This is a genomic window from Pseudomonas sp. Root569 (assembly GCF_001427465.1).
Lineage (GTDB): Bacteria > Pseudomonadota > Gammaproteobacteria > Pseudomonadales > Pseudomonadaceae > Aquipseudomonas > Aquipseudomonas synxantha.
On sequence record NZ_LMGQ01000025.1, the window covers coordinates 286,779 to 304,923 of the forward strand.

The 18,145-nt window shown below is 59.8% G+C and carries 17 protein-coding genes; 7 read left to right on the forward strand and 10 right to left on the reverse strand.

The window, feature by feature from the left end; genetic code table 11:
- Positions 1-4 precede the first annotated feature (4 nt).
- From ASD70_RS21675 to pdeM, 4 genes are all read left to right on the forward strand, one after another.
- Positions 5-1,123, forward strand: a complete 1,119-nt coding sequence (locus ASD70_RS21675) for a succinylglutamate desuccinylase/aspartoacylase family protein (protein WP_046071309.1) — start codon at positions 5-7, stop codon at positions 1,121-1,123.
- Positions 1,124-1,136: 13 nt separating this feature from the next.
- The gene (locus ASD70_RS21680; protein ID WP_056847425.1) at positions 1,137-1,901 is read left to right on the forward strand and encodes an ABC transporter ATP-binding protein; all 765 of its coding nucleotides are present in this window, start codon (positions 1,137-1,139) and stop codon (positions 1,899-1,901) included.
- Positions 1,902-2,059: 158 nt separating this feature from the next.
- Positions 2,060-4,540: a ligase-associated DNA damage response DEXH box helicase gene (locus ASD70_RS21685; RefSeq protein ID WP_056847426.1), complete on the forward strand. Its 2,481-nt coding sequence runs from the start codon at positions 2,060-2,062 to the stop codon at positions 4,538-4,540.
- Positions 4,540-5,190 (forward strand): ligase-associated DNA damage response endonuclease PdeM, encoded by a 651-nt coding sequence (pdeM, locus tag ASD70_RS21690; protein ID WP_056847427.1) that lies wholly within the window; start codon positions 4,540-4,542, stop codon positions 5,188-5,190. The genes ASD70_RS21685 and pdeM overlap by 1 nt, the downstream gene beginning before the upstream one ends.
- 23 nt (positions 5,191-5,213) lie before the next feature.
- Here the strand turns inward: pdeM and ASD70_RS21695 are convergent, their stop codons facing one another.
- Positions 5,214-5,411, reverse strand: coding sequence for a hypothetical protein (locus ASD70_RS21695; RefSeq protein ID WP_005785769.1), 198 nt, complete (start codon positions 5,409-5,411; stop codon positions 5,214-5,216).
- 108 nt (positions 5,412-5,519) lie between these two features.
- Positions 5,520-6,086: a dCTP deaminase gene (gene dcd / locus ASD70_RS21700; protein WP_003189215.1), complete on the reverse strand. Its 567-nt coding sequence runs from the start codon at positions 6,084-6,086 to the stop codon at positions 5,520-5,522.
- 387 nt (positions 6,087-6,473) lie between these two features.
- Here dcd and ASD70_RS21705 point away from each other — a divergent pair, with 387 nt between their 5' ends.
- Positions 6,474-6,683: a cold-shock protein gene (locus ASD70_RS21705; RefSeq protein WP_002554837.1), complete on the forward strand. Its 210-nt coding sequence runs from the start codon at positions 6,474-6,476 to the stop codon at positions 6,681-6,683.
- 236 nt (positions 6,684-6,919) lie between these two features.
- Here the strand turns inward: ASD70_RS21705 and rpoS are convergent, their stop codons facing one another.
- From rpoS to ASD70_RS21745, 8 genes are all read right to left on the reverse strand, one after another.
- Positions 6,920-7,930 (reverse strand): RNA polymerase sigma factor RpoS, encoded by a 1,011-nt coding sequence (rpoS, locus tag ASD70_RS21710; RefSeq protein WP_046071305.1) that lies wholly within the window; start codon positions 7,928-7,930, stop codon positions 6,920-6,922.
- Positions 7,931-8,035: 105 nt separating this feature from the next.
- Positions 8,036-8,872: a peptidoglycan DD-metalloendopeptidase family protein gene (locus ASD70_RS21715; RefSeq protein WP_056847428.1), complete on the reverse strand. Its 837-nt coding sequence runs from the start codon at positions 8,870-8,872 to the stop codon at positions 8,036-8,038.
- 208 nt (positions 8,873-9,080) lie between these two features.
- Positions 9,081-9,716, reverse strand: coding sequence for a protein-L-isoaspartate(D-aspartate) O-methyltransferase (locus tag ASD70_RS21720; RefSeq protein ID WP_169850588.1), 636 nt, complete (start codon positions 9,714-9,716; stop codon positions 9,081-9,083).
- 41 nt (positions 9,717-9,757) lie between these two features.
- The gene (gene surE, locus ASD70_RS21725; RefSeq protein WP_046071303.1) at positions 9,758-10,507 is read right to left on the reverse strand and encodes a 5'/3'-nucleotidase SurE; all 750 of its coding nucleotides are present in this window, start codon (positions 10,505-10,507) and stop codon (positions 9,758-9,760) included.
- Positions 10,495-11,553 carry a tRNA pseudouridine(13) synthase TruD gene (gene truD, locus ASD70_RS21730; protein WP_046071302.1) on the reverse strand — a complete coding sequence of 353 codons (1,059 nt, stop codon included), beginning with the start codon at positions 11,551-11,553 and terminating at the stop codon, positions 10,495-10,497. Before truD ends, surE begins: the two co-directional genes overlap by 13 nt.
- Positions 11,550-12,023 (reverse strand): 2-C-methyl-D-erythritol 2,4-cyclodiphosphate synthase, encoded by a 474-nt coding sequence (gene ispF, locus ASD70_RS21735; RefSeq protein WP_046071301.1) that lies wholly within the window; start codon positions 12,021-12,023, stop codon positions 11,550-11,552. The genes truD and ispF overlap by 4 nt, the downstream gene beginning before the upstream one ends.
- 54 nt (positions 12,024-12,077) lie before the next feature.
- Positions 12,078-12,923: an S-formylglutathione hydrolase gene (fghA, locus tag ASD70_RS21740; protein WP_056847429.1), complete on the reverse strand. Its 846-nt coding sequence runs from the start codon at positions 12,921-12,923 to the stop codon at positions 12,078-12,080.
- Positions 12,924-12,931: 8 nt separating this feature from the next.
- Positions 12,932-14,044 carry an S-(hydroxymethyl)glutathione dehydrogenase/class III alcohol dehydrogenase gene (locus tag ASD70_RS21745; protein WP_043049632.1) on the reverse strand — a complete coding sequence of 371 codons (1,113 nt, stop codon included), beginning with the start codon at positions 14,042-14,044 and terminating at the stop codon, positions 12,932-12,934.
- A gap of 109 nt (positions 14,045-14,153) precedes the next feature.
- Here ASD70_RS21745 and ASD70_RS21750 point away from each other — a divergent pair, with 109 nt between their 5' ends.
- Complete coding sequence (locus tag ASD70_RS21750) at positions 14,154-15,050, forward strand: LysR substrate-binding domain-containing protein (RefSeq protein ID WP_056847430.1); 897 nt, start codon at positions 14,154-14,156, stop codon at positions 15,048-15,050.
- A gap of 69 nt (positions 15,051-15,119) precedes the next feature.
- Entirely contained in the window at positions 15,120-18,143 is a 3,024-nt protein-coding gene (locus ASD70_RS21755) for a membrane-targeted effector domain-containing toxin (RefSeq protein ID WP_056847431.1), read from the forward strand.
- Positions 18,144-18,145 lie beyond the last annotated feature (2 nt).

The window sequence follows — 18,145 nt, forward strand, 5'->3', positions numbered from 1 at the left end:
CTGCATGCGACATCAGCAACATGACCTGATCGCGCCGGTGCCGGGCACGGCGCGGCAACTGCACAGTTTTCACTTCGGCCCGGAACAGGCCGCGGGCAAGGTCTATATCCAGTCCTCCCTGCATGCCGATGAACTGCCGGGCATGCTGGTAGCCTGGCACCTCAAGGCGCGCCTGGCAGAGCTGGCGGCAGCCGGACGCTTGCGCAGCGAAATCGTGCTGGTGCCTGTCGCCAATCCGGTGGGCCTCGAACAAGTGTTGATGGACATCCCCTTGGGCCGCTACGAGCTGGAAAGCGGGCAGAACTTCAATCGTTTGTTTGTCGACCTCAGCGAAGCGGTCGGCGACCAAATCGAAGAGCGCCTGGGCGATGATCCCCAACACAATATCCACTTGATCCGCACAGCCTTGTCCAACGCCCTGGCCGCGCAGACGCCCCAGACCCAGCTGCAATCCCAACGCCTGGTGCTGCAACACCTGGCCTGTGATGCCGACTTGGTGCTCGACCTGCATTGCGACTTCGAAGCCGTCGCGCACCTGTACACCACGCCACAGGGCTGGCCGCGAGTGGAACCCTTAGCGCGTTACCTCGGCTCGCAGGCCAACTTGCTGGCCACCGACTCTGGCGGGCAGTCCTTTGATGAGTGTTTCACTCTGGTGTGGTGGCAGTTGCAGCAACGCTTCGGCGAGCGCTTCCCGATTCCCATGGGCAGCTTGTCGGTGACCGTCGAGTTGCGCGGCCAAGGCGATGTCACTCATGGCCTCGCTGCGTCGGACTGCCAGGCCATCATCGATTACCTGATCCACTTCGGCGCCATCACCGGCGACGTCGCCCCCCTGCCTGCCCTGGCCTACCCGGCCACTCCATTGGCGGGCGTGGAACCGGTGACGACTCCGGTGGGCGGCTTGCTGGTGTTCAGCGCCTTGCCGGGTCAATACCTAGAGGCCGGGCAACTGATCGCCGAAATCATCGACCCCATTACCGACCGCGTAACGCCCGTGCATTGCCAGCACGCCGGCCTGCTCTACGCCCGTTCGCTGCGGCGCATGGCCACTGCCGGGATGGTCATCAGCCATATCGCCGGCACGCAGGCCTACCGCAGCGGCTATCTACTTTCGCCTTGAGGATGCACGCCCCATGTACAAACTGACCGTTGAAGGCCTGCATAAAAGCTATGGCGACAATGAAGTGCTCAAAGGTGTGTCGCTCAAGGCCAGGACCGGTGATGTGATCAGCCTGATCGGCGCCAGTGGCTCGGGCAAGAGCACCTTCCTGCGCTGTATCAACTTCCTGGAAACCCCCAACGATGGCGCCATGACCCTGGACGGCCAGACGATCCGCATGGTCAGCGACCGCCACGGCATGCGCGTGGCCGACGATGCCGAGCTGCAACGCCTGCGCACACGATTGGCGATGGTGTTCCAGCACTTCAACCTGTGGAGCCATATGAGCGTGCTGGAAAACATCACCATGGCCCCGCGCCGCGTGCTGGGGTGCAGCAAGAAAGACGCCGAAGACCGCGCCCGCCGCTATCTGGACAAGGTCGGGCTGCCGGTACGTGTAGCCGATCAGTACCCGGCGTTCCTGTCTGGCGGCCAGCAACAGCGGGTAGCCATCGCCCGCGCCCTGGCGATGGAGCCTGAGGTGATGCTGTTCGATGAACCCACCTCGGCCCTCGACCCGGAACTGGTGGGTGAAGTGTTGAAGGTGATCCAGGGCCTGGCCGAGGAAGGCCGCACCATGATCATGGTGACTCACGAGATGAGCTTTGCGCGCAAGGTCTCAAGCCAGGTGCTGTTCCTGCACAAGGGCCTGGTGGAAGAGCAAGGCACCCCCGAGGATGTGCTGGGCAATCCGAAAAGCGAGCGCCTGCAGCAGTTTCTGAGTGGCAATTTGAAGTAGGAGCGAGCTTGCTCGCGAAAATCGTCAACGATAACGCGGGCATCCAGATTAAACGCGGCGCCTGAGCTTTTTTCGCGGGCAAGCCCGCTCCTACAGTTGGAACGTCAGCACAGCCTTAAGGGTCTTTGAACTAAGCCCTCCAGAGCGTCAGTTGCCGAATGGCAAAAACCCACGATTTCGCCAAACAATGGTTCGCCGCCAAAGGCTGGAAACCGTTCGCCTTTCAGAAACACGTATGGGCAGCGGTCAAGGCTGGCCAGTCAGGGCTGCTGCATGCCAGTACCGGTGCAGGTAAAACCTATGCCTTGTGGTTCGCCGCCCTCAACCGTTTCGCCATCACCCGCCCGCCCGCTACCGGCAAGCGCAAGCCACCCGCTGAACCGCTGACGGTGCTGTGGATCACGCCGATGCGTGCCTTGGCTGCCGATTCCGCACGTGCCCTGCAGGCACCCTTGGACGCCCTGCAAATTCCCTGGAGCGTGGGCCTGCGTACCGGCGACACCAGCAGCAGCGAGCGCGCACGCCAGACCCGCCGCCAACCCACCGCTCTGGTCACCACCCCAGAAAGCCTGACGCTGATGCTCGCACGGGCCGACAGTGAGACGAGCCTGGCGCACCTGCGCATGGTGATCGTGGATGAATGGCACGAGCTGATCGGCAATAAGCGCGGCGTGCAGTTGCAACTGGCCCTGGCACGCTTGCGGCGCTGGCATCCTGAGCTGATGGTGTGGGGCATCTCGGCGACCTTGGGCAACCAGGCCCACGCGTTGGAGGTGCTGGTCCCACAGGGTGGCGGGGTCAATCTACAGGGGCAAACGGCCAAGGAATTGAGGGTCGACACCTTGCTGCCGCCCGTCACCGAGCGTTTTCCCTGGGCGGGGCATATTGGCTTGAAGATGTTGCCGCAAGTGGTCGCCGAGGTGGAGGCCAGCAGCAGTTGCCTGGTGTTTACCAATACCCGGGCACAATCGGAGATCTGGTATCAGGCGATACTCGACGCCCGCCCGGACTGGGCGGGATTGATTGCCCTGCACCACGGCTCGTTATCGCGGGAAACCCGGGACTGGGTGGAGCGCGCCTTGAAAGACGGCCAGCTCAAGGCGGTGGTGTGCACCTCAAGCCTGGACTTGGGCGTGGACTTCCTGCCGGTAGAACGGGTGCTGCAGATCGGTTCCGCCAAAGGCGTGGCGCGGCTGATGCAGCGCGCCGGGCGCTCCGGCCATGCGCCCGGGCGGCCATCACGGGTGACACTGGTGCCGACACACAGCCTGGAACTGGTGGAAGCCGCGGCGGCCCAGGAGGCGATTGCCCAACGGCGCATCGAAGCGCGGGAATCGCCGCACAAACCGCTGGATGTGCTTGTACAACACCTGGTCAGCATGGCCCTGGGCGGCGGATTTACCCCGGATGCATTGCTGGCGGAAGTGCGCGGCGCGTGGGCCTACCGCGATCTCAGCGAGGCTGACTGGACCTGGGCCTTGGGGTTTGTACGCCATGGCGGCCTGTCACTGACGGCTTACCCGGATTACCGCCGTGTAGAGCCCGACGAGCACGGCATCTGGCGTGTCCCGGACGCACGCCTGGCGCGTCGCCATCGCATGAGCGTGGGGACCATCGTCAGCGATGCCAGTATCCAGCTGAAATTCTGGAGCAAAGGCGGCGGCGGCAAGCACCTGGGCAGTGTCGAGGAGGGCTTTATTGCCCGGCTCAAGCCGGGGGATGGCTTCTTGTTCGCCGGGCGCTTGCTGGAGTTGGTACGGGTGGAAAACATGACCGCCTATGTGCGCCGCAGTAACGCCAAAAAAGCCGCCGTGCCCCGCTGGAATGGCGGGCGCATGCCGCTTTCAAACGAGCTGGCCCAGGCGGTGATCGAGCGTTTTGACGCCGCGGCGCAGGGGCACTTCGACGGCCCGGAGATGCAGGCGGTACAACCGTTGCTGCAAACCCAGCTGCGCTGGTCCGGCCTGCCCACACGCGAGAATTTGCTGGCTGAAAGGCTGCAATCGCGGGAGGGCTGGCATCTATTTCTCTATCCCTTCGCCGGGCGCCAGGTGCACTTGGGGTTGGCGAGCTTGCTGGCGTGGCGCGTCAGCCAACAGCAGCCGCTGACCTTTTCGATTGCCGTGAATGATTATGGCCTGGAGCTATTGAGCGCTACCGAGGTGCACTGGCCAAGGTTGCTGAATGCAGCGTTGCTGAGCCCCGAGCACTTGCTCAACGACGTGGCCGCCAGCCTCAATGCCGGCGAGCTGGCCTTGCGCCGCTTTCGCGAGATTGCGCGGATCGCCGGGCTGGTATTTGCCGGCCATCCTGGCGCACCGAAGAGTACGCGGCAGGTGCAAGCGTCCAGCGGTTTGTTCTTTGAAGTGTTCAAGCAATATGACCCGCAGAACCTGCTGCTGGCCCAGGCCGGGGAAGAAGTGCTGCGCGATGAGTTGGATATTCGTCGGCTGGAGCAGACCTTAAGCCATTTATCGGCGCTGAAGCTGGATCTGCACCTGATCCAGCGGCCTACGCCCCTGGCCTTCCCGCTGCTGGTAGAACGCATGCGCGAGAGCATGAGTTCGGAAAAACTCTCGGAGCGCATTGCGCGGATGGTCAAGGACCTGGAGAAAGTCGCAGACAAAGGAATTGGGTGATGCATTGTGCACTGACACTGGAAGGCGAAGAGCTGTGGTTGTTGGCGGAAAAGGCCGTGTACTGGCCAGCCCGTCAGTGCCTGCTGGTTGCCGATGCGCATTTTGGCAAGGCATCGGCCTACCGCAGCCTCGGGCAACCTGTGCCCCAGGGCACCACCACCGCCAATCTGCAACGGCTGGACAACCTGTTAGCGGCCCTGCCTTGCTCGCAGTTGATCTTTCTCGGTGACTTTCTCCATGGTCCAGGCTCACACGCCAGTGGCACCCTCAGCGCGATCCGAGCCTGGCGTGCACGCAATCCGACCCTGGTCATGACCCTGATTCGCGGCAATCACGATAAACGTGCGGGCGACCCGCCTACGGACTTGAGGATCGAGGTGGTCCCTGAGCCGCTGTTGATGGGCCCTTTCGCCCTGCAACATGAACCGGACAGCCACCCCACCCATCACGTGCTGGCGGGGCATGTGCACCCGGTGTATCGCCTGCGCGGCAAAGGCCGCCAGCGTCTGCGCCTACCGTGCTTCCAGATCGGCAGACGGGTCAGCCTGCTGCCAGCATTTGGCGCATTTACGGGCGGGTATGCCGTGGAGCAGGACGATGACCGCCGAATCTTTGTGATCGGCGATCAGGCGGTCTGGCCGATTCAGTGAAGTGCTGACCGGCCATCCGGGTATCAGGCGACAGGTGCAGGTGGTGGCTCGTCTGGCAGGGTCGGCTCACCGGGTTCGGTAGGCTGTGGATAATCGGGTTCGGGCTGGCCCGGAATGCCGCCTGCATGGGCGGGATTGGCCATCAGGGACCAGGCCAGAACGCCAATCTGGTTGGGTTCAAGCCGGGCAAGTTCTGCGCTGATTCGCGGATCGATCTTCATAAGGTACTCCTCAAGCGTGGCCCGGCGCGTTTTGCACGCGCCGAGGCAGTACACCTAGATAGAGTCACTTTGCGCAGACTAATTCCCTTTACCGGTAGGAGCTTTCGATCAAGCGCGTGGAAGCGTAACGCCACGCTGGCCCTGATACTTGCCGGCGCGGTCTTTGTAGGACACTTCGCAAGCTTCGTCAGACTGCAGGAACAGCATCTGCGCCACACCTTCGTTGGCGTAGATTTTCGCCGGCAACGTCGTGGTGTTGGAGAACTCCAGGGTCACATGGCCTTCCCATTCCGGCTCAAGCGGCGTCACGTTGACGATAATGCCGCAGCGCGCGTAGGTGCTTTTACCCAGGCAGATGGTCAGCACGTCACGGGGAATACGGAAGAACTCCACGGTACGCGCCAGGGCGAAGGAGTTTGGCGGGATGATGCACACATCGCTCTTGACGTCGACGAAGCTCTTTTCATCGAAGTTCTTCGGGTCGACGATGGCCGAATTGATGTTGGTGAACACCTTGAATTCATCGGCGCACCGCACGTCGTAGCCATAGCTGGAAACCCCGTACGAAATCACCCGCTCGTCGCCTTCGCCACGAATCTGGCGCTCGACGAACGGCTCGATCATGCCGTGTTCCTGCGCCATGCGGCGAATCCACTTGTCCGATTTGATGCTCATGGCGGTGTCCTGAATAGCGAGGTAGAAAAAACTGTGGGCCATCTTACCGGGGCCGGCGTTGGGGTTCAAAGGCCGCAGGGGTTTTCTTGCTGAATGTACTGCCGTCTATAGGCCGCGGCCAGCGGGGCCGGGCCCCGGATCGCTGCCAAGGGTGACGGTAAATACCACCGCCAGTCACGAAAATAGAGAAACCTTCGGAAATACCATTGGCACGTTCCGGAAAAAGGGTTAAGGTGGCGCCACTGTGCTGCTTGTGTCACTGAGAATCTCTACACGATATGTTGAATTTCGATCCAACCATCTCCAAGAATTTTTCCTGCTCTTTGCACTCAGTCTCGGCCAGGGCTTTTCCTGAGTCGCAGTTAACTTTGTCCAAGGAGATACACCATGTCTAATCGCCAAACTGGTACCGTTAAGTGGTTCAACGATGAAAAAGGCTTCGGCTTCATCACTCCACAATCCGGTGACGACCTGTTCGTTCACTTCAAAGCTATCCAATCCGACGGCTTCAAAAGCCTGAAAGAAGGCCAACAGGTTTCTTTCATCGCTACCCGCGGTCAGAAAGGCATGCAAGCTGAAGAAGTTCAAGTTATCTAACTTGTACTGACTTAGTCGAAAAAACCCCGCCCTCAAAAGCGGGGTTTTTTTATGCCTGGGATTTGGCACTAGTGCGAGCCTGATGTCTGGCACAAAAAAATGTGGGAGGGGGCTTGCTCCCGATTGCGGCAGCCCAGTCGATGCATCTGGCGACTGTTCCACTGCAATCGGGGGCAAGCCCCCTCCCACATTCAAGCGTTCAAGCGTTCAAGCGTTCAAGCGTTCAAGTAGGATCTTTATTGGAACAACGACTCACTCGACAAGCCATTTTTCTCCAGGATCTCACGCAAGCGCTTGAGGCCCTCCACCTGGATCTGCCGCACCCGTTCACGGGTCAGGCCAATCTCCAGGCCCACATCTTCCAGGGTGCTGCTCTCATGGCCGCGCAGGCCGAAGCGGCGAATCACCACCTCACGCTGCTTGTCCGTGAGCTCCGACAGCCACTGGTCAATACTTTGGGAAAGATCATCGTCCTGCAACAGTTCGCAAGGATCCGTCGGACGATCATCTGTCAGGGTGTCCAGCAGGGTTTTATCCGAATCCGGCCCCAGCGAGACATCAACCGAAGACACGCGCTCATTGAGACCCAGCATGCGCTTGACCTCGCCTACCGGTTTTTCCAGCAGGTTGGCGATCTCTTCGGGTGAAGGTTCATGATCGAGTTTTTGCGTCAGCTCACGCGCCGCCCGCAGGTAGACGTTGAGCTCCTTGACCACGTGGATCGGCAACCGGATCGTACGGGTCTGATTCATGATCGCCCGTTCGATGGTCTGGCGAATCCACCAAGTGGCATAGGTTGAAAAGCGGAAGCCCCGCTCAGGGTCGAACTTCTCCACCGCCCGGATCAAGCCCAGGTTGCCTTCCTCAATCAGGTCCAGTAGCGACAGCCCACGATTGACATAGCGTCGGGCGATTTTCACCACCAGGCGCAGGTTGCTTTCAATCATGCGTTTACGCCCAGCCGGATCACCCTTCTGCGACAAACGCGCAAAATGGACTTCTTCTTCGGGGGTCAGCAGAGGGGAAAAACCGATTTCATTGAGGTACAGCTGGGTAGCATCGAGCGCCCGCGTGTAATCAATGTACTTGTGTTGCTTTAACGCAGTGGAGTTCCTGGATTTGGTGCGAACTGAAGGCGGTGCAGACCCTTCATCATTCGACATCGATTCCTTATCGGTGAAACTCTCCATTTCAAGGAGAACCTCATCGTCGATGTCAAACTCCGGCGCTTCTTTACTGAGAGCCATTGTTATAGTCCTTTGGTGAGTTCGACCTCAAGCTCAAGCGACGCCTTTATCCTTGGCAACGCTGGAGCCTGTTCCTTCTACGCTAGGAACAGGCTGTGCAACCTATCAACGACGGGGCAGGAATTGCAGCGGATCTACAGGTTTCCCTTGGCGGCGAATCTCAAAGTGCAGTTTCACCCGGTCTGTACCCGTTGAACCCATTTCGGCAATTGTCTGTCCGACCTTGACCTGCTGCCCCTCCCGAACCAACAGCCTGCGGTTATGACCGTAGGCACTGACGTAGGTATCACTGTGTTTGATGATGACCAGTTCGCCGTAGCCCCGCAAACCACTCCCGGCGTATACAACTGTCCCATCAGACGCAGCTAAAACAGGCTGTCCCAAATCCCCGGCGATATCAATGCCTTTATTCAAACTACCGTTTGAAGAGAATTTTCCAATCAACACTCCGTTTGAAGGCCACCCCCAACCTGTCGGCGCAGGCCCTGCAGGTGGCAACGGCGCGGGTGGCGACTTGCTCGTAACCGTAGGCGCAGCGCTGCCTGCCGGCCGGGTGATGACGGTGGTCTTGCTCGAAGACGATGGCGAGGAACCAGACTTTGTCACAACTGCCGTAGATGCCGAACCGCTGCGACCATCGAAACGGATGGTTTGCCCCGGATGTATGGTATAGGGCACAGGAATGTTGTTACGGGCGGCCAGTGCCTTGTAGTCCCAGCCGTAGCGGAAGGCAATCGAGAACAGGGTGTCGCCTTTGCGCACCACGTATTGGCCGGTGGTCACCGTCGGTCTTTGCGGTGCGGCGTTGGTGCGGTCAACGACACGCGCACCGCCGGATGGCGTGCTCGAACAGGCCGCCAATAAGGAACTCAAGACAAGGCCAAGCACCAGTCGCTGAAAGCTTGTTTTACTCATTCGCTGCGCAGGACCTGTGAGACTCACCCGCCGCTCCCTTTGTGGTGGCTGAACATAACGCCTGTATCAGGCTTGAAATATGACGCAAGTATAACTGGGCATTGGCCTTTTACTGGCACCTGACTGAAACGAAAAATTCATCATGTTTAATACCGATCGCCAAGCATGTTGATTCAATAGACCCCGCCGTAAGACACATACCCGCCAACAGAATTCACTGCTTGCAAATAAATGATCAGGCCAGCGGACCATTGAGCAACGGCACGAAGCGCACGGCACCCAGCACATGCCGGGAAAAACCTTCGTCTTCACGGATGATAAGCATCAACTGTTGCACTTCGCCGGAGCCCACTGGGATGACCAGCCGCCCGCCGGGTGCCAATTGATCCAGCAAGGCTTGCGGCACATCAGTGGCCACTGCTGTGACGATAATACCGTTGTACGGCGCCAACGCCGGCCAGCCTTCCCAACCGTCGCCCCACCGGAACACCACGTTGCGCAGGTTCAGCTCGACGAGACGCTCCTTGGCCCGGTCCTGCAGCACCTTGATGCGCTCCACCGAAAACACCCGTTCCACCAGTTGCGACAGCACGGCCGTCTGGTAGCCGGAACCGGTACCGATCTCCAGCACCTTGTCCAGCGGACCCGCCGCCAGCAACAGCTCGCTCATGCGCGCAACCATGTAGGGCTGGGAAATGGTCTGGTTGTGGCCAATGGGCAACGCCGTATCTTCATAGGCTCGGTGCGCCAAGGCCTCATCGACAAACAGATGCCGCGGCGTACGCCGGATGACTTCCAGCACCTGGGCGTTGGACAGGCCTTCTTCATAAAGACGCTGGATCAATCGCTCCCGGGTGCGCTGGGAAGTCATGCCGATGCCACGGCGCAGCAGGTCGTCTTGTTCACGAGCCATCAACGCAGTCCCTCCAGCCAGCCATCGAGACCACTGAAGGCATCACTGAAGGTGCGATCAAACTGCAACGGGGTAATGGATACATAACCTTGCATCACCGCATGAAAGTCCGTCCCCTCGCCCCCATCCTCGGCATCACCGGCCGCGGCGATCCAATAGCCTTCCTTGCCGCGCGGATCGACCACCTTCAAGGGCGCCTTCGCACGGGCACGATGACCCAGGCGCGTCAGTTGGATACCGCGGATATGGTCGAGGGGCAAGTTGGGGATATTGACGTTGAGCACGGTACGCGGCGGCAGGTCCAAGGAACCATGGGCCTCCACCAGCTTGCGTGCGAAATAGGCCGCCGTCGGCAGGTTATCCAACTGCCGCGAGGCAAAGGAAAAAGCGAACGCGGTGCGCCCGAGAAAACGCCCCTCAAGGGCCGCCGCCACGGTGCCGGAATACAGCACGTCATCGCCCAGGTTGGCGCCCAGGTTGATACCCGAGACCACCAGGTCCGGCTGATGCTCCAGCAAGCTGTTGATCGCCAGGTGCACGCAGTCGGTGGGAGTACCGTTCACGCTGATAAAGCCATTGGCCAGGACCTGCGGGTGCAGCGGACGGTGGAGCGTCAGCGAACTGCTGGCGCCGCTCTTGTCCTGGTCGGGGGCAACCACCACGCACTCGGCATAATCTTGCAGCGCAGCATAGAGCGCGGCAAGACCGGGTGCGGTGGCACCGTCATCGTTTGATATCAGAATACGCATGGGCTGTCCGTCTGCCCCACCGGCACCAGATCAACAAGCTCGCGCACCAAGACAGTGGCGAAGCATCCGGCCGGCAGGACGAATTCCAATTGCAGAATGTCAGGCCCGGGATAATGCCACGTCAACCCGCCAATGGGCAGTCGCAGAATGCGACGTTCCTGGCTCATGCCCGCATTCACCAGCCAATCACGCAGGTCGGCTTCGCTGGCGGCGACAGATTGTTCCAGTTCATGTGTAAGACCTGTCGCTGGCGAATCACCTTCGCCCCATTGCGGACCGGTCGGATGCAGGTCCAGGATCGCCAGGCGCGGGTCGCTGCATTCAGCCTCCCCGGCCGGGAAAAAACTGCGACTGTCGGTAAACGCCAGCAGGTCACCCACCTGGGCACGCTGCCAGGAGCCGTCGGCGACACGCGCCGCCAAGACTTTGTTGAACAAGTAGCTACGGGCGGTGGACAGCAGCCGCGAGCGCACATTGCGTTGCTCCGGCAGGGCCTTGCGCGCTGCCCATTCGCGGGCATCCACCACATTGCCGCCGTTGTGGCCGAAACGCTGGGCACCGAAATAATTGGGTATGCCGTGCTGGGCAATCAACTGCAAACGTGCGTCGATGGCGGCGGTGTCGCCGGCCAGTTGGGTCAGGCGCAAGGTAAAGCCATTGGCCGAATGCGCGCCACGCTGCAACTTGCGCTTATGACGGGTGGTTTTGAGGATCTTGAGGGTGTCGTTTTCCGCGCCGCTCAGGTCCGGATCGGCCTTGCCGGGCAACTGTACGCTGAACCACTGGCGGGTCAGGGCCTGACGATCCTTGAGACCGGCATAGCTGACGGTGCGCAACGGCACGCCGGCAGCCTTGGCGATACGCCGTGCGGCCTCTTCGGTATTCAAGCCGCGTTTTTCCACCCACAGCCACAGGTGCTCGCCCTCGCCGGTCAGCGGGATGTCCAGCACCTCATCCACCTGGAAGTCTTCAGCCGTCGCCTTCAGTACCGCGCTGCCCAAGGCCTCGCCGTAGGCCCGTGGGCCCAGCAGTTGCAGGTCGTTCATGCGCGCAGCAACAAGGCGACGGAGTGCACCGCGATGCCCTCTTCGCGACCGGTAAACCCGAGCTTTTCGGTGGTGGTGGCTTTCACGTTGACTTGATCCAATTCAATTTGCAGGTCCGCGGCAATCAGTGCGCGCATCGCCTCGATATGCGGGGCCATTTTCGGTGCCTGGGCCACGATGGTGTTATCGACATTGCCGACCTTCCAGCCCTTGGCGTGGATCAACCCGACCACATGGCGCAGCAATGCTCGGCTGTCCGCGCCCTTGAAGCTGGGATCGGTGTCCGGAAAGTGCTTGCCGATATCGCCCAACGCCGCCGCGCCGAGCAATGCATCGCTCAAGGCATGCAAGACAACGTCGCCGTCGGAATGGGCCAGCAACCCATGATGGTGTGCAATGCGCACGCCGCCCAAGGTGATGAAATCGCCTTCAGCGAAACGGTGCACATCGTAGCCGTGGCCAATACGCATAAAAAAACGCCCCGAATTAATTCAGGGCGTGATTCTACCTACTTTTGCCTCACATTAACCGAGCAAAGCGCGAGCATGATGTCGCAAATGGTCTTCGATGAAGCTGGCGATAAAGAAGTAGCTGTGGTCGTAGCCGGGTTGCAGGCGCAATTCCAACGGATGGTTGGCTGTCTTGGCCGCTTGCACCAGGGCCTGCGGCTTGAGCTGAACCTCGAGGAAATCGTCACGATCGCCCTGGTCCACCAGCAACGCCAACTTTTGCGAGGCTTCGCTGATCAGCACACAGGCGTCCCATTCACGCCACTTAGAACGCTCTTCGCCGAGGTAACGGGAAAAGGCTTTCTGGCCCCACGGGCAGTCCATCGGATTGGTGATCGGCGAAAACGCCGATACCGACTGGTATCGCCCTGGGTTACGCAGCGCACACACCAGCGCACCGTGCCCGCCCATGGAATGACCGCTGATGCCGCGTTTTTCCGATGCTGGGAAATGCGCCTCCACCAGTGCCGGCAATTCCTGCACCACGTAGTCATGCATCCGGTAGTGCTTGGCCCAGGGCTCCTGGGTGGCATTCAGATAGAAACCGGCACCGAGGCCGAAGTCCCAGGCGTTGTCCGGATCGTCCGGTACACCCGGACCACGAGGGCTGGTATCCGGTGCGACGATGATCAGGCCCAGCTCGGCAGCCATGCGCTGGGCGCCGGCCTTCTGCATGAAGTTTTCATCGGTGCAGGTCAAGCCGGACAGCCAGTACAGCACCGGCAACTTGCCACCCTGCTCCGCTTGCGGCGGCAGGTAGACGGCGAAGGTCATGTCGCAACCGAGCACGTCGGAATGATGCTTGTAGCGTTTATGCCAGCCGCCGAAGCTCTTCTGGCATGACAGGTTTTCCAGACTCATGGCCGACCTCAGAAGTGGATGACGGTACGAATGCTCTTGCCTTCGTGCATCAGGTCAAACGCTTTGTTGATGTCTTCCAGGCCCATGGTGTGGGTGATAAAGGTATCCAGCGGAATTTCTCCGGTCTGGGCCATTTCCACATAGCTTGGCAATTCGGTACGCCCACGCACGCCGCCGAACGCCGAACCGCGCCAGACGCGCCCGGTGACCAGCTGGAACGGACGTGTGGCGATCTCCTGGCCAGCACCGGCTACACCGATGATCACCGATTCACCCCAGCCCTTGTGGCAGCACTCGAGGGCCGCACGCATCAGCTGCACATTGCCGATGCACTCGAAGGAAAAGTCCACGCCGCCGTCAGTCAGGTCGACAATCACGTCCTGGATCGGGCGGTCGTAGTCTTTCGGGTTGATGCAATCGGTAGCGCCCAGTTGCTTGGCGATTTCGAACTTGGCCGGGTTGATATCGATGGCGATGATGCGCCCGGCCTTGGCCTTGACCGCACCAATCACAGCCGACAGGCCGATACCGCCGAGGCCGAAGATAGCCACGGTATCGCCCGGCTTGACCTTGGCGGTGTTGAGCACCGCGCCGATGCCGGTGGTGACGCCGCAACCGAGCAGGCAGACTTTTTCCAGTGGTGCTTCTTTAGAAATCTTGGCCACGGAGATTTCCGGCAGTACGGTGTACTCAGAGAAGGTCGAGGTGCCCATGTAGTGGAAAATCGGCTGGCCCTTGTAGGAGAAACGCGTGGTGCCATCCGGCATCAGGCCTTTGCCTTGGGTCGAACGGATGGCCTGGCACAGGTTGGTCTTGCCCGACAGGCAGAATTTGCACTTGCCGCATTCCGGGGTGTACAGCGGGATCACATGATCGCCGACTGCGACGGAGGTCACGCCTTCGCCGATGGCTTCCACCACTGCACCGCCTTCATGGCCGAGGATCGACGGGAAAATGCCTTCCGGGTCTGCGCCCGACAACGTATAGGCATCGGTATGGCACACGCCGGACGCCACCACCCGCAACAGCACTTCGCCGGCCTTGGGCATAGCGACATCCACTTCAACAATCTCAAGGGGCTTCTTGGCTTCGAAGGCTACGGCGGCACGGGACTTGATCATCCGGGTTTCTCCATCGGGTTAAAAACTGAGAGAGGGAGTGTAAAACATCACCCGCTGATTAATAATCCAGGCAAAAGCAAAACATTATTGCTGTACAGGGACAATGACAATGCTGGAGAACCGCTGGGAAGGCATCGATGAGTTCGTTGCGGTGGCCGAATGCAGTCAGTTCACGGCAGCAGCGGAGCGCCTGGGGGTATCGTCCTCCCACATCAGCCGGCAAGTCGCGCGCCTGGAAGAACGCCTGCAAACCCGACTGCTGTACCGCAGCACACGTAGGGTGACGTTGACCGAGGCCGGCCAGACCTTCCTGCAGCACTGCCAACGCTTGCAGGACGGTCGCGAAGAAGCCTTGCGCGCGGTCGGCGACCTCACCAGCGAGCCCAAGGGCATGTTGCGCATGACCTGTGCCGTGGCGTACGGCGAACGCTTTATCGTGCCCTTGGTCACGCGGTTCATGGCGCTCTATCCGCAATTGCGCGTGGATATCGAGCTGACCAATCGCCCGCTGGACCTGGTCCATGAAGGGCTCGACCTGGCTATCCGCCTGGGGCGACTGCAAGACTCGCGCATGGTTGCAAGCCGCCTGGCGCCGCGGCGCATGTACTTGTGTGCCTCGCCTTCCTACCTTGAACGCTATGGTCGGCCACATAGTCTGTCGGAACTGAGTCGACATAATTGCCTGATTGGCAGTTCGGATATCTGGCAACTGGCCCAGGACGGGCGGGAATTTTCCCAGCGCGTTCAGGGCAATTGGCGCTGCAACAGCGGGCAAGCGGTACTGGACGCGGCTTTGCAAGGCGTGGGGTTATGCCAGTTGCCTGATTACTACGTACTGGAACATTTGCAACACGGTACGTTGGTGTCGTTGCTGGAAGCCCACCAACCGCCAAATACCGCAGTGTGGGCGCTATATCCGCAGCAGCGGCATTTGTCGCCGAAGGTCAGGAAACTGGTGGACTTTCTCAAAGAAGGCCTGGGTGACAACCCGGTCTACCGAGCATAAACAACTACCGCCCGTGCATTGCCTGGCTACCGGTAAATAGCCGCTCCCACCGCAAAACCAGGCAAGCCCATGACGTCCAACGCCGAACAACTCCAGCATATCAATCATTTTGTCCGTAAGGTCCTGGCCGACTTTCCGGTGCCCAGCGCTATCGCCGCCCAATTGCTTTGCGAGCATCTGCAACCATTCAGCCAGGAACCAGTGGACCCGGACACCACGCTCCTGACCACCCTTGAATACAACATCGACAACCCCAACGCGGCCTACAGCGCTCAGATCGTCCAATCCATGAGCCTGACCGAGGCCATGATCTGCAACGCGCCCCATGCCCCTGGCGGTATGATCAACACCACGGGCTTTTCCACCACCGCGCCGTATTTCAATATCGTGGATGAATTACCGCGCCTGATGGATAACCGCATTCCGCAGATGTTCAACGAAGAGTTCATTACGTCCGGCTGGATCCCGCCCAGACGGTATGAGGCGCTCTACCGGCAAAGCGAGCCTCAGGTCTACGATCCGACCACCCAATTGGAGATGGCGCCTGCCGTGCTCAGGAAGGTCATTGACTCAAGCAACTTCGAACAAACCTACGACAAGGCCGTCACCCTGTTCTGGGGCGAACATCGGGACAATTACACGACCCTGATGCGCATCGCCTTCACCAAGGCTTACCTCCATCAGTACGAAGAATTCACGCTTACCCAAGCAGAACGGCAATTGGCCGCCCGAGCGGCAGGTATCGGCATCGACAAGGACGCCAGCAACCTGACCCTCGAAGACTTCCAGGCGCCCTATTCACCCGATGCAAACCTGTCCGTGCGCATGTTGCGTATTCATCAATCCGAAGCCACCGACATCCTCACGATTACCGACAACCAGAGCCAGATCACCCTGCTGTACATTCCGGGAAACTCCTCGCCCATCCATGGTTTCAACACCCCGGCGGACATGCGCAATGTGCTGGTGAGACTGGCCAAAGACCCCACCCAGCGCAAAGCCCTGACCAACCACTTTGAACCCGACTCGATTGACTCCGGCCTACTCTACAGTGGTGTCGAGGAAGCACTGATCGGCATGGCTATGTACCCGGAATCCTCCAGCCCTCCCGGCTTTTTCAACAGTTTGTTGCACAACGGTTACTGGGACCCCGAGCAATACATCAATAACCCGATGTATCCGGCGCTCAGAAGCAATCCATTTGCGTATATCGCACGGCAGATCCGCGCTCGCATTGCAAAGCTGGCGGCAAAAACCATTGTCTCGCCCTTGGATACACTCAAGGCCGACACCCTTGACGCGTTGGAAAAGGCCTGCCTGCTGGCGATCCCGGTGGCGCTGACCATGGGCACGGCGCTGCTGGCGGAGTTTTGCTTCGTGACATCGGGTTTGACTGGAATGGCTATCGGTGCCGATGACGTGATTAAAGACAAACCCCACGCCGTTGAGCGCATTGTGTTCGGCGCCTTGAACGCGCTCCCGGTGGTTATCCACGGCATCAGTAAAGGAGTGAGCAATCTTGAGGCGTTGCGGCCTGTGCTTGGCCCGGCCACGCGTGCAGAGGAGGGTCAGATCAGTGTCAGGGTCATTCAGGGCCCCGCGTCGGCCCAGGCTGAAACTCGCCCGCTGGTCGCTACGGCAGCCCCCAGTGGCTTGCAGACCATCAAGTTACAGGGCCAGACTTTCCTGAGCTACAAAAAGCCGAATGACTGGGGCTTTTTTGAACTCTTCGTGAATAACCCAGAAGCCCCCGAGCAGATCCAATCTACGGGTCTCTACGCTATTCAAAGCGCCGACCAGCAGTGGCGGCGTGCCGGGCTGGCCGGAGGCGGCGCATTTCGCAACGCCTGGCAACGGGTTTACAAACTGTTCGGCGGCTCCGAGCAGTCGAGTTTCTTCATCGCCTATCAAATGCCAGCGCCCCTGCGCGAGACCCTGGTGCAGATGCTCACCGACACCAGTTCATTTTCAGAAGACTTCGAACCCTTCGGCATAGATGCACAATCGATCAGTAACGTCCGCAAACTGTTCTTTGAGAAAAGGAGCCAACTAAACCAGGATTCGGCGATCTTCTTTAGCCACCTGCCCTATTCTCCCCTGCAGCCGGTACTCCCCCGCTTGAGCTTGAACGAATCACAGCAAAGCATTATCGAAAAATTGCTACGTGCCAGTGACGGCCTAGTGGTTGGCGAAAGCCACAGCGCCGAATCGAGCAAAGCCTTTCTGATCGACAACATGCAGCTACTCGCCGGCCAAGGTGTCAAACGCATTTACTTCGAACATCTGCTGACAGATGTGCATATTCCAATGTTGAAGGCATTTTACCGGTCCAAGAGCGCCCCCATGGCCGAGGAGCTGACGAACTTTCTGAACGGGATCTACCCACTGCCCCGAAACCACTATTACTCATTCAGAAACGTCGTGACCAAAGCCCGAGACGCCGGGATCAAGATCCAGCCGATCGACTGTACCGTGAGCTACGTACTACGCGATATGCGCGACAGCGCGGGAACCCTGCGCCAGCGAATGATGAACTATTACGCCACCGAGGTGATCCAGTGGATCCAGACCTCCAAGCGCCAACCAGGTAAATGGGTCGCGCTGGTGGGCGATACCCATACCAATACCTTCAAGGACATCCCTGGGGTGGCCGAACTCACAGGCAGCATCGGCTTGCGGATAGAAGATAGAGTGGGCGCCCACCCCTTGGGCATCGAAGTCGATCCGGGGCGCACTGCCAGCCTGGGGCTCAACAAGGGAGAAGCCACGGTCAAAGCCAACCTGGTCTTGCGCGTCGATCCTGCCGTCTTGCAGCACTCAATGGAACCACAGCCCGGCCCTTCCCACAGTCGGGTGGTGACGTCGGCCCAGACACTGCTGACACGGCCGGGCCAATTCATGCTCACCAAGGCCACCCACATTGACTATCGGTCCCGACGTGGGGACCTGCGCAGTTTCAGGATCAACAACCAGGAGGGCAGGTACTTCATCAACGTGGCCGGCTGGCCTATTGATGAGAAGCCATTCGACAGCATTGAGGCATTGGTGAGCGAGCTGAAAAGCCTGCCCGGGTTGGAGCAAGTCTACGGCTGAGG

Coding starts and splice junctions, on each gene's coding strand:
- dcd (WP_003189215.1), bottom strand. CDS start 6,086: ATGAGCATCAAATCGGACAAGTGGATTCGCCGCATGGCGCAGGAACAC.
- ASD70_RS21755 (WP_056847431.1), top strand. CDS start 15,120: ATGACGTCCAACGCCGAACAACTCCAGCATATCAATCATTTTGTCCGT.
- ASD70_RS21680 (WP_056847425.1), top strand. CDS start 1,137: ATGTACAAACTGACCGTTGAAGGCCTGCATAAAAGCTATGGCGACAAT.
- ASD70_RS21745 (WP_043049632.1), bottom strand. CDS start 14,044: ATGATCAAGTCCCGTGCCGCCGTAGCCTTCGAAGCCAAGAAGCCCCTT.
- ASD70_RS21695 (WP_005785769.1), bottom strand. CDS start 5,411: ATGAAGATCGATCCGCGAATCAGCGCAGAACTTGCCCGGCTTGAACCC.
- ASD70_RS21675 (WP_046071309.1), top strand. CDS start 5: ATGCGACATCAGCAACATGACCTGATCGCGCCGGTGCCGGGCACGGCG.
- rpoS (WP_046071305.1), bottom strand. CDS start 7,930: ATGGCTCTCAGTAAAGAAGCGCCGGAGTTTGACATCGACGATGAGGTT.
- ASD70_RS21720 (WP_169850588.1), bottom strand. CDS start 9,716: ATGACTTCCCAGCGCACCCGGGAGCGATTGATCCAGCGTCTTTATGAA.
- surE (WP_046071303.1), bottom strand. CDS start 10,507: ATGCGTATTCTGATATCAAACGATGACGGTGCCACCGCACCCGGTCTT.
- truD (WP_046071302.1), bottom strand. CDS start 11,553: ATGAACGACCTGCAACTGCTGGGCCCACGGGCCTACGGCGAGGCCTTG.
- fghA (WP_056847429.1), bottom strand. CDS start 12,923: ATGAGTCTGGAAAACCTGTCATGCCAGAAGAGCTTCGGCGGCTGGCAT.
- ASD70_RS21685 (WP_056847426.1), top strand. CDS start 2,060: ATGGCAAAAACCCACGATTTCGCCAAACAATGGTTCGCCGCCAAAGGC.
- ASD70_RS21705 (WP_002554837.1), top strand. CDS start 6,474: ATGTCTAATCGCCAAACTGGTACCGTTAAGTGGTTCAACGATGAAAAA.
- ASD70_RS21750 (WP_056847430.1), top strand. CDS start 14,154: ATGCTGGAGAACCGCTGGGAAGGCATCGATGAGTTCGTTGCGGTGGCC.
- pdeM (WP_056847427.1), top strand. CDS start 4,540: ATGCATTGTGCACTGACACTGGAAGGCGAAGAGCTGTGGTTGTTGGCG.
- ispF (WP_046071301.1), bottom strand. CDS start 12,023: ATGCGTATTGGCCACGGCTACGATGTGCACCGTTTCGCTGAAGGCGAT.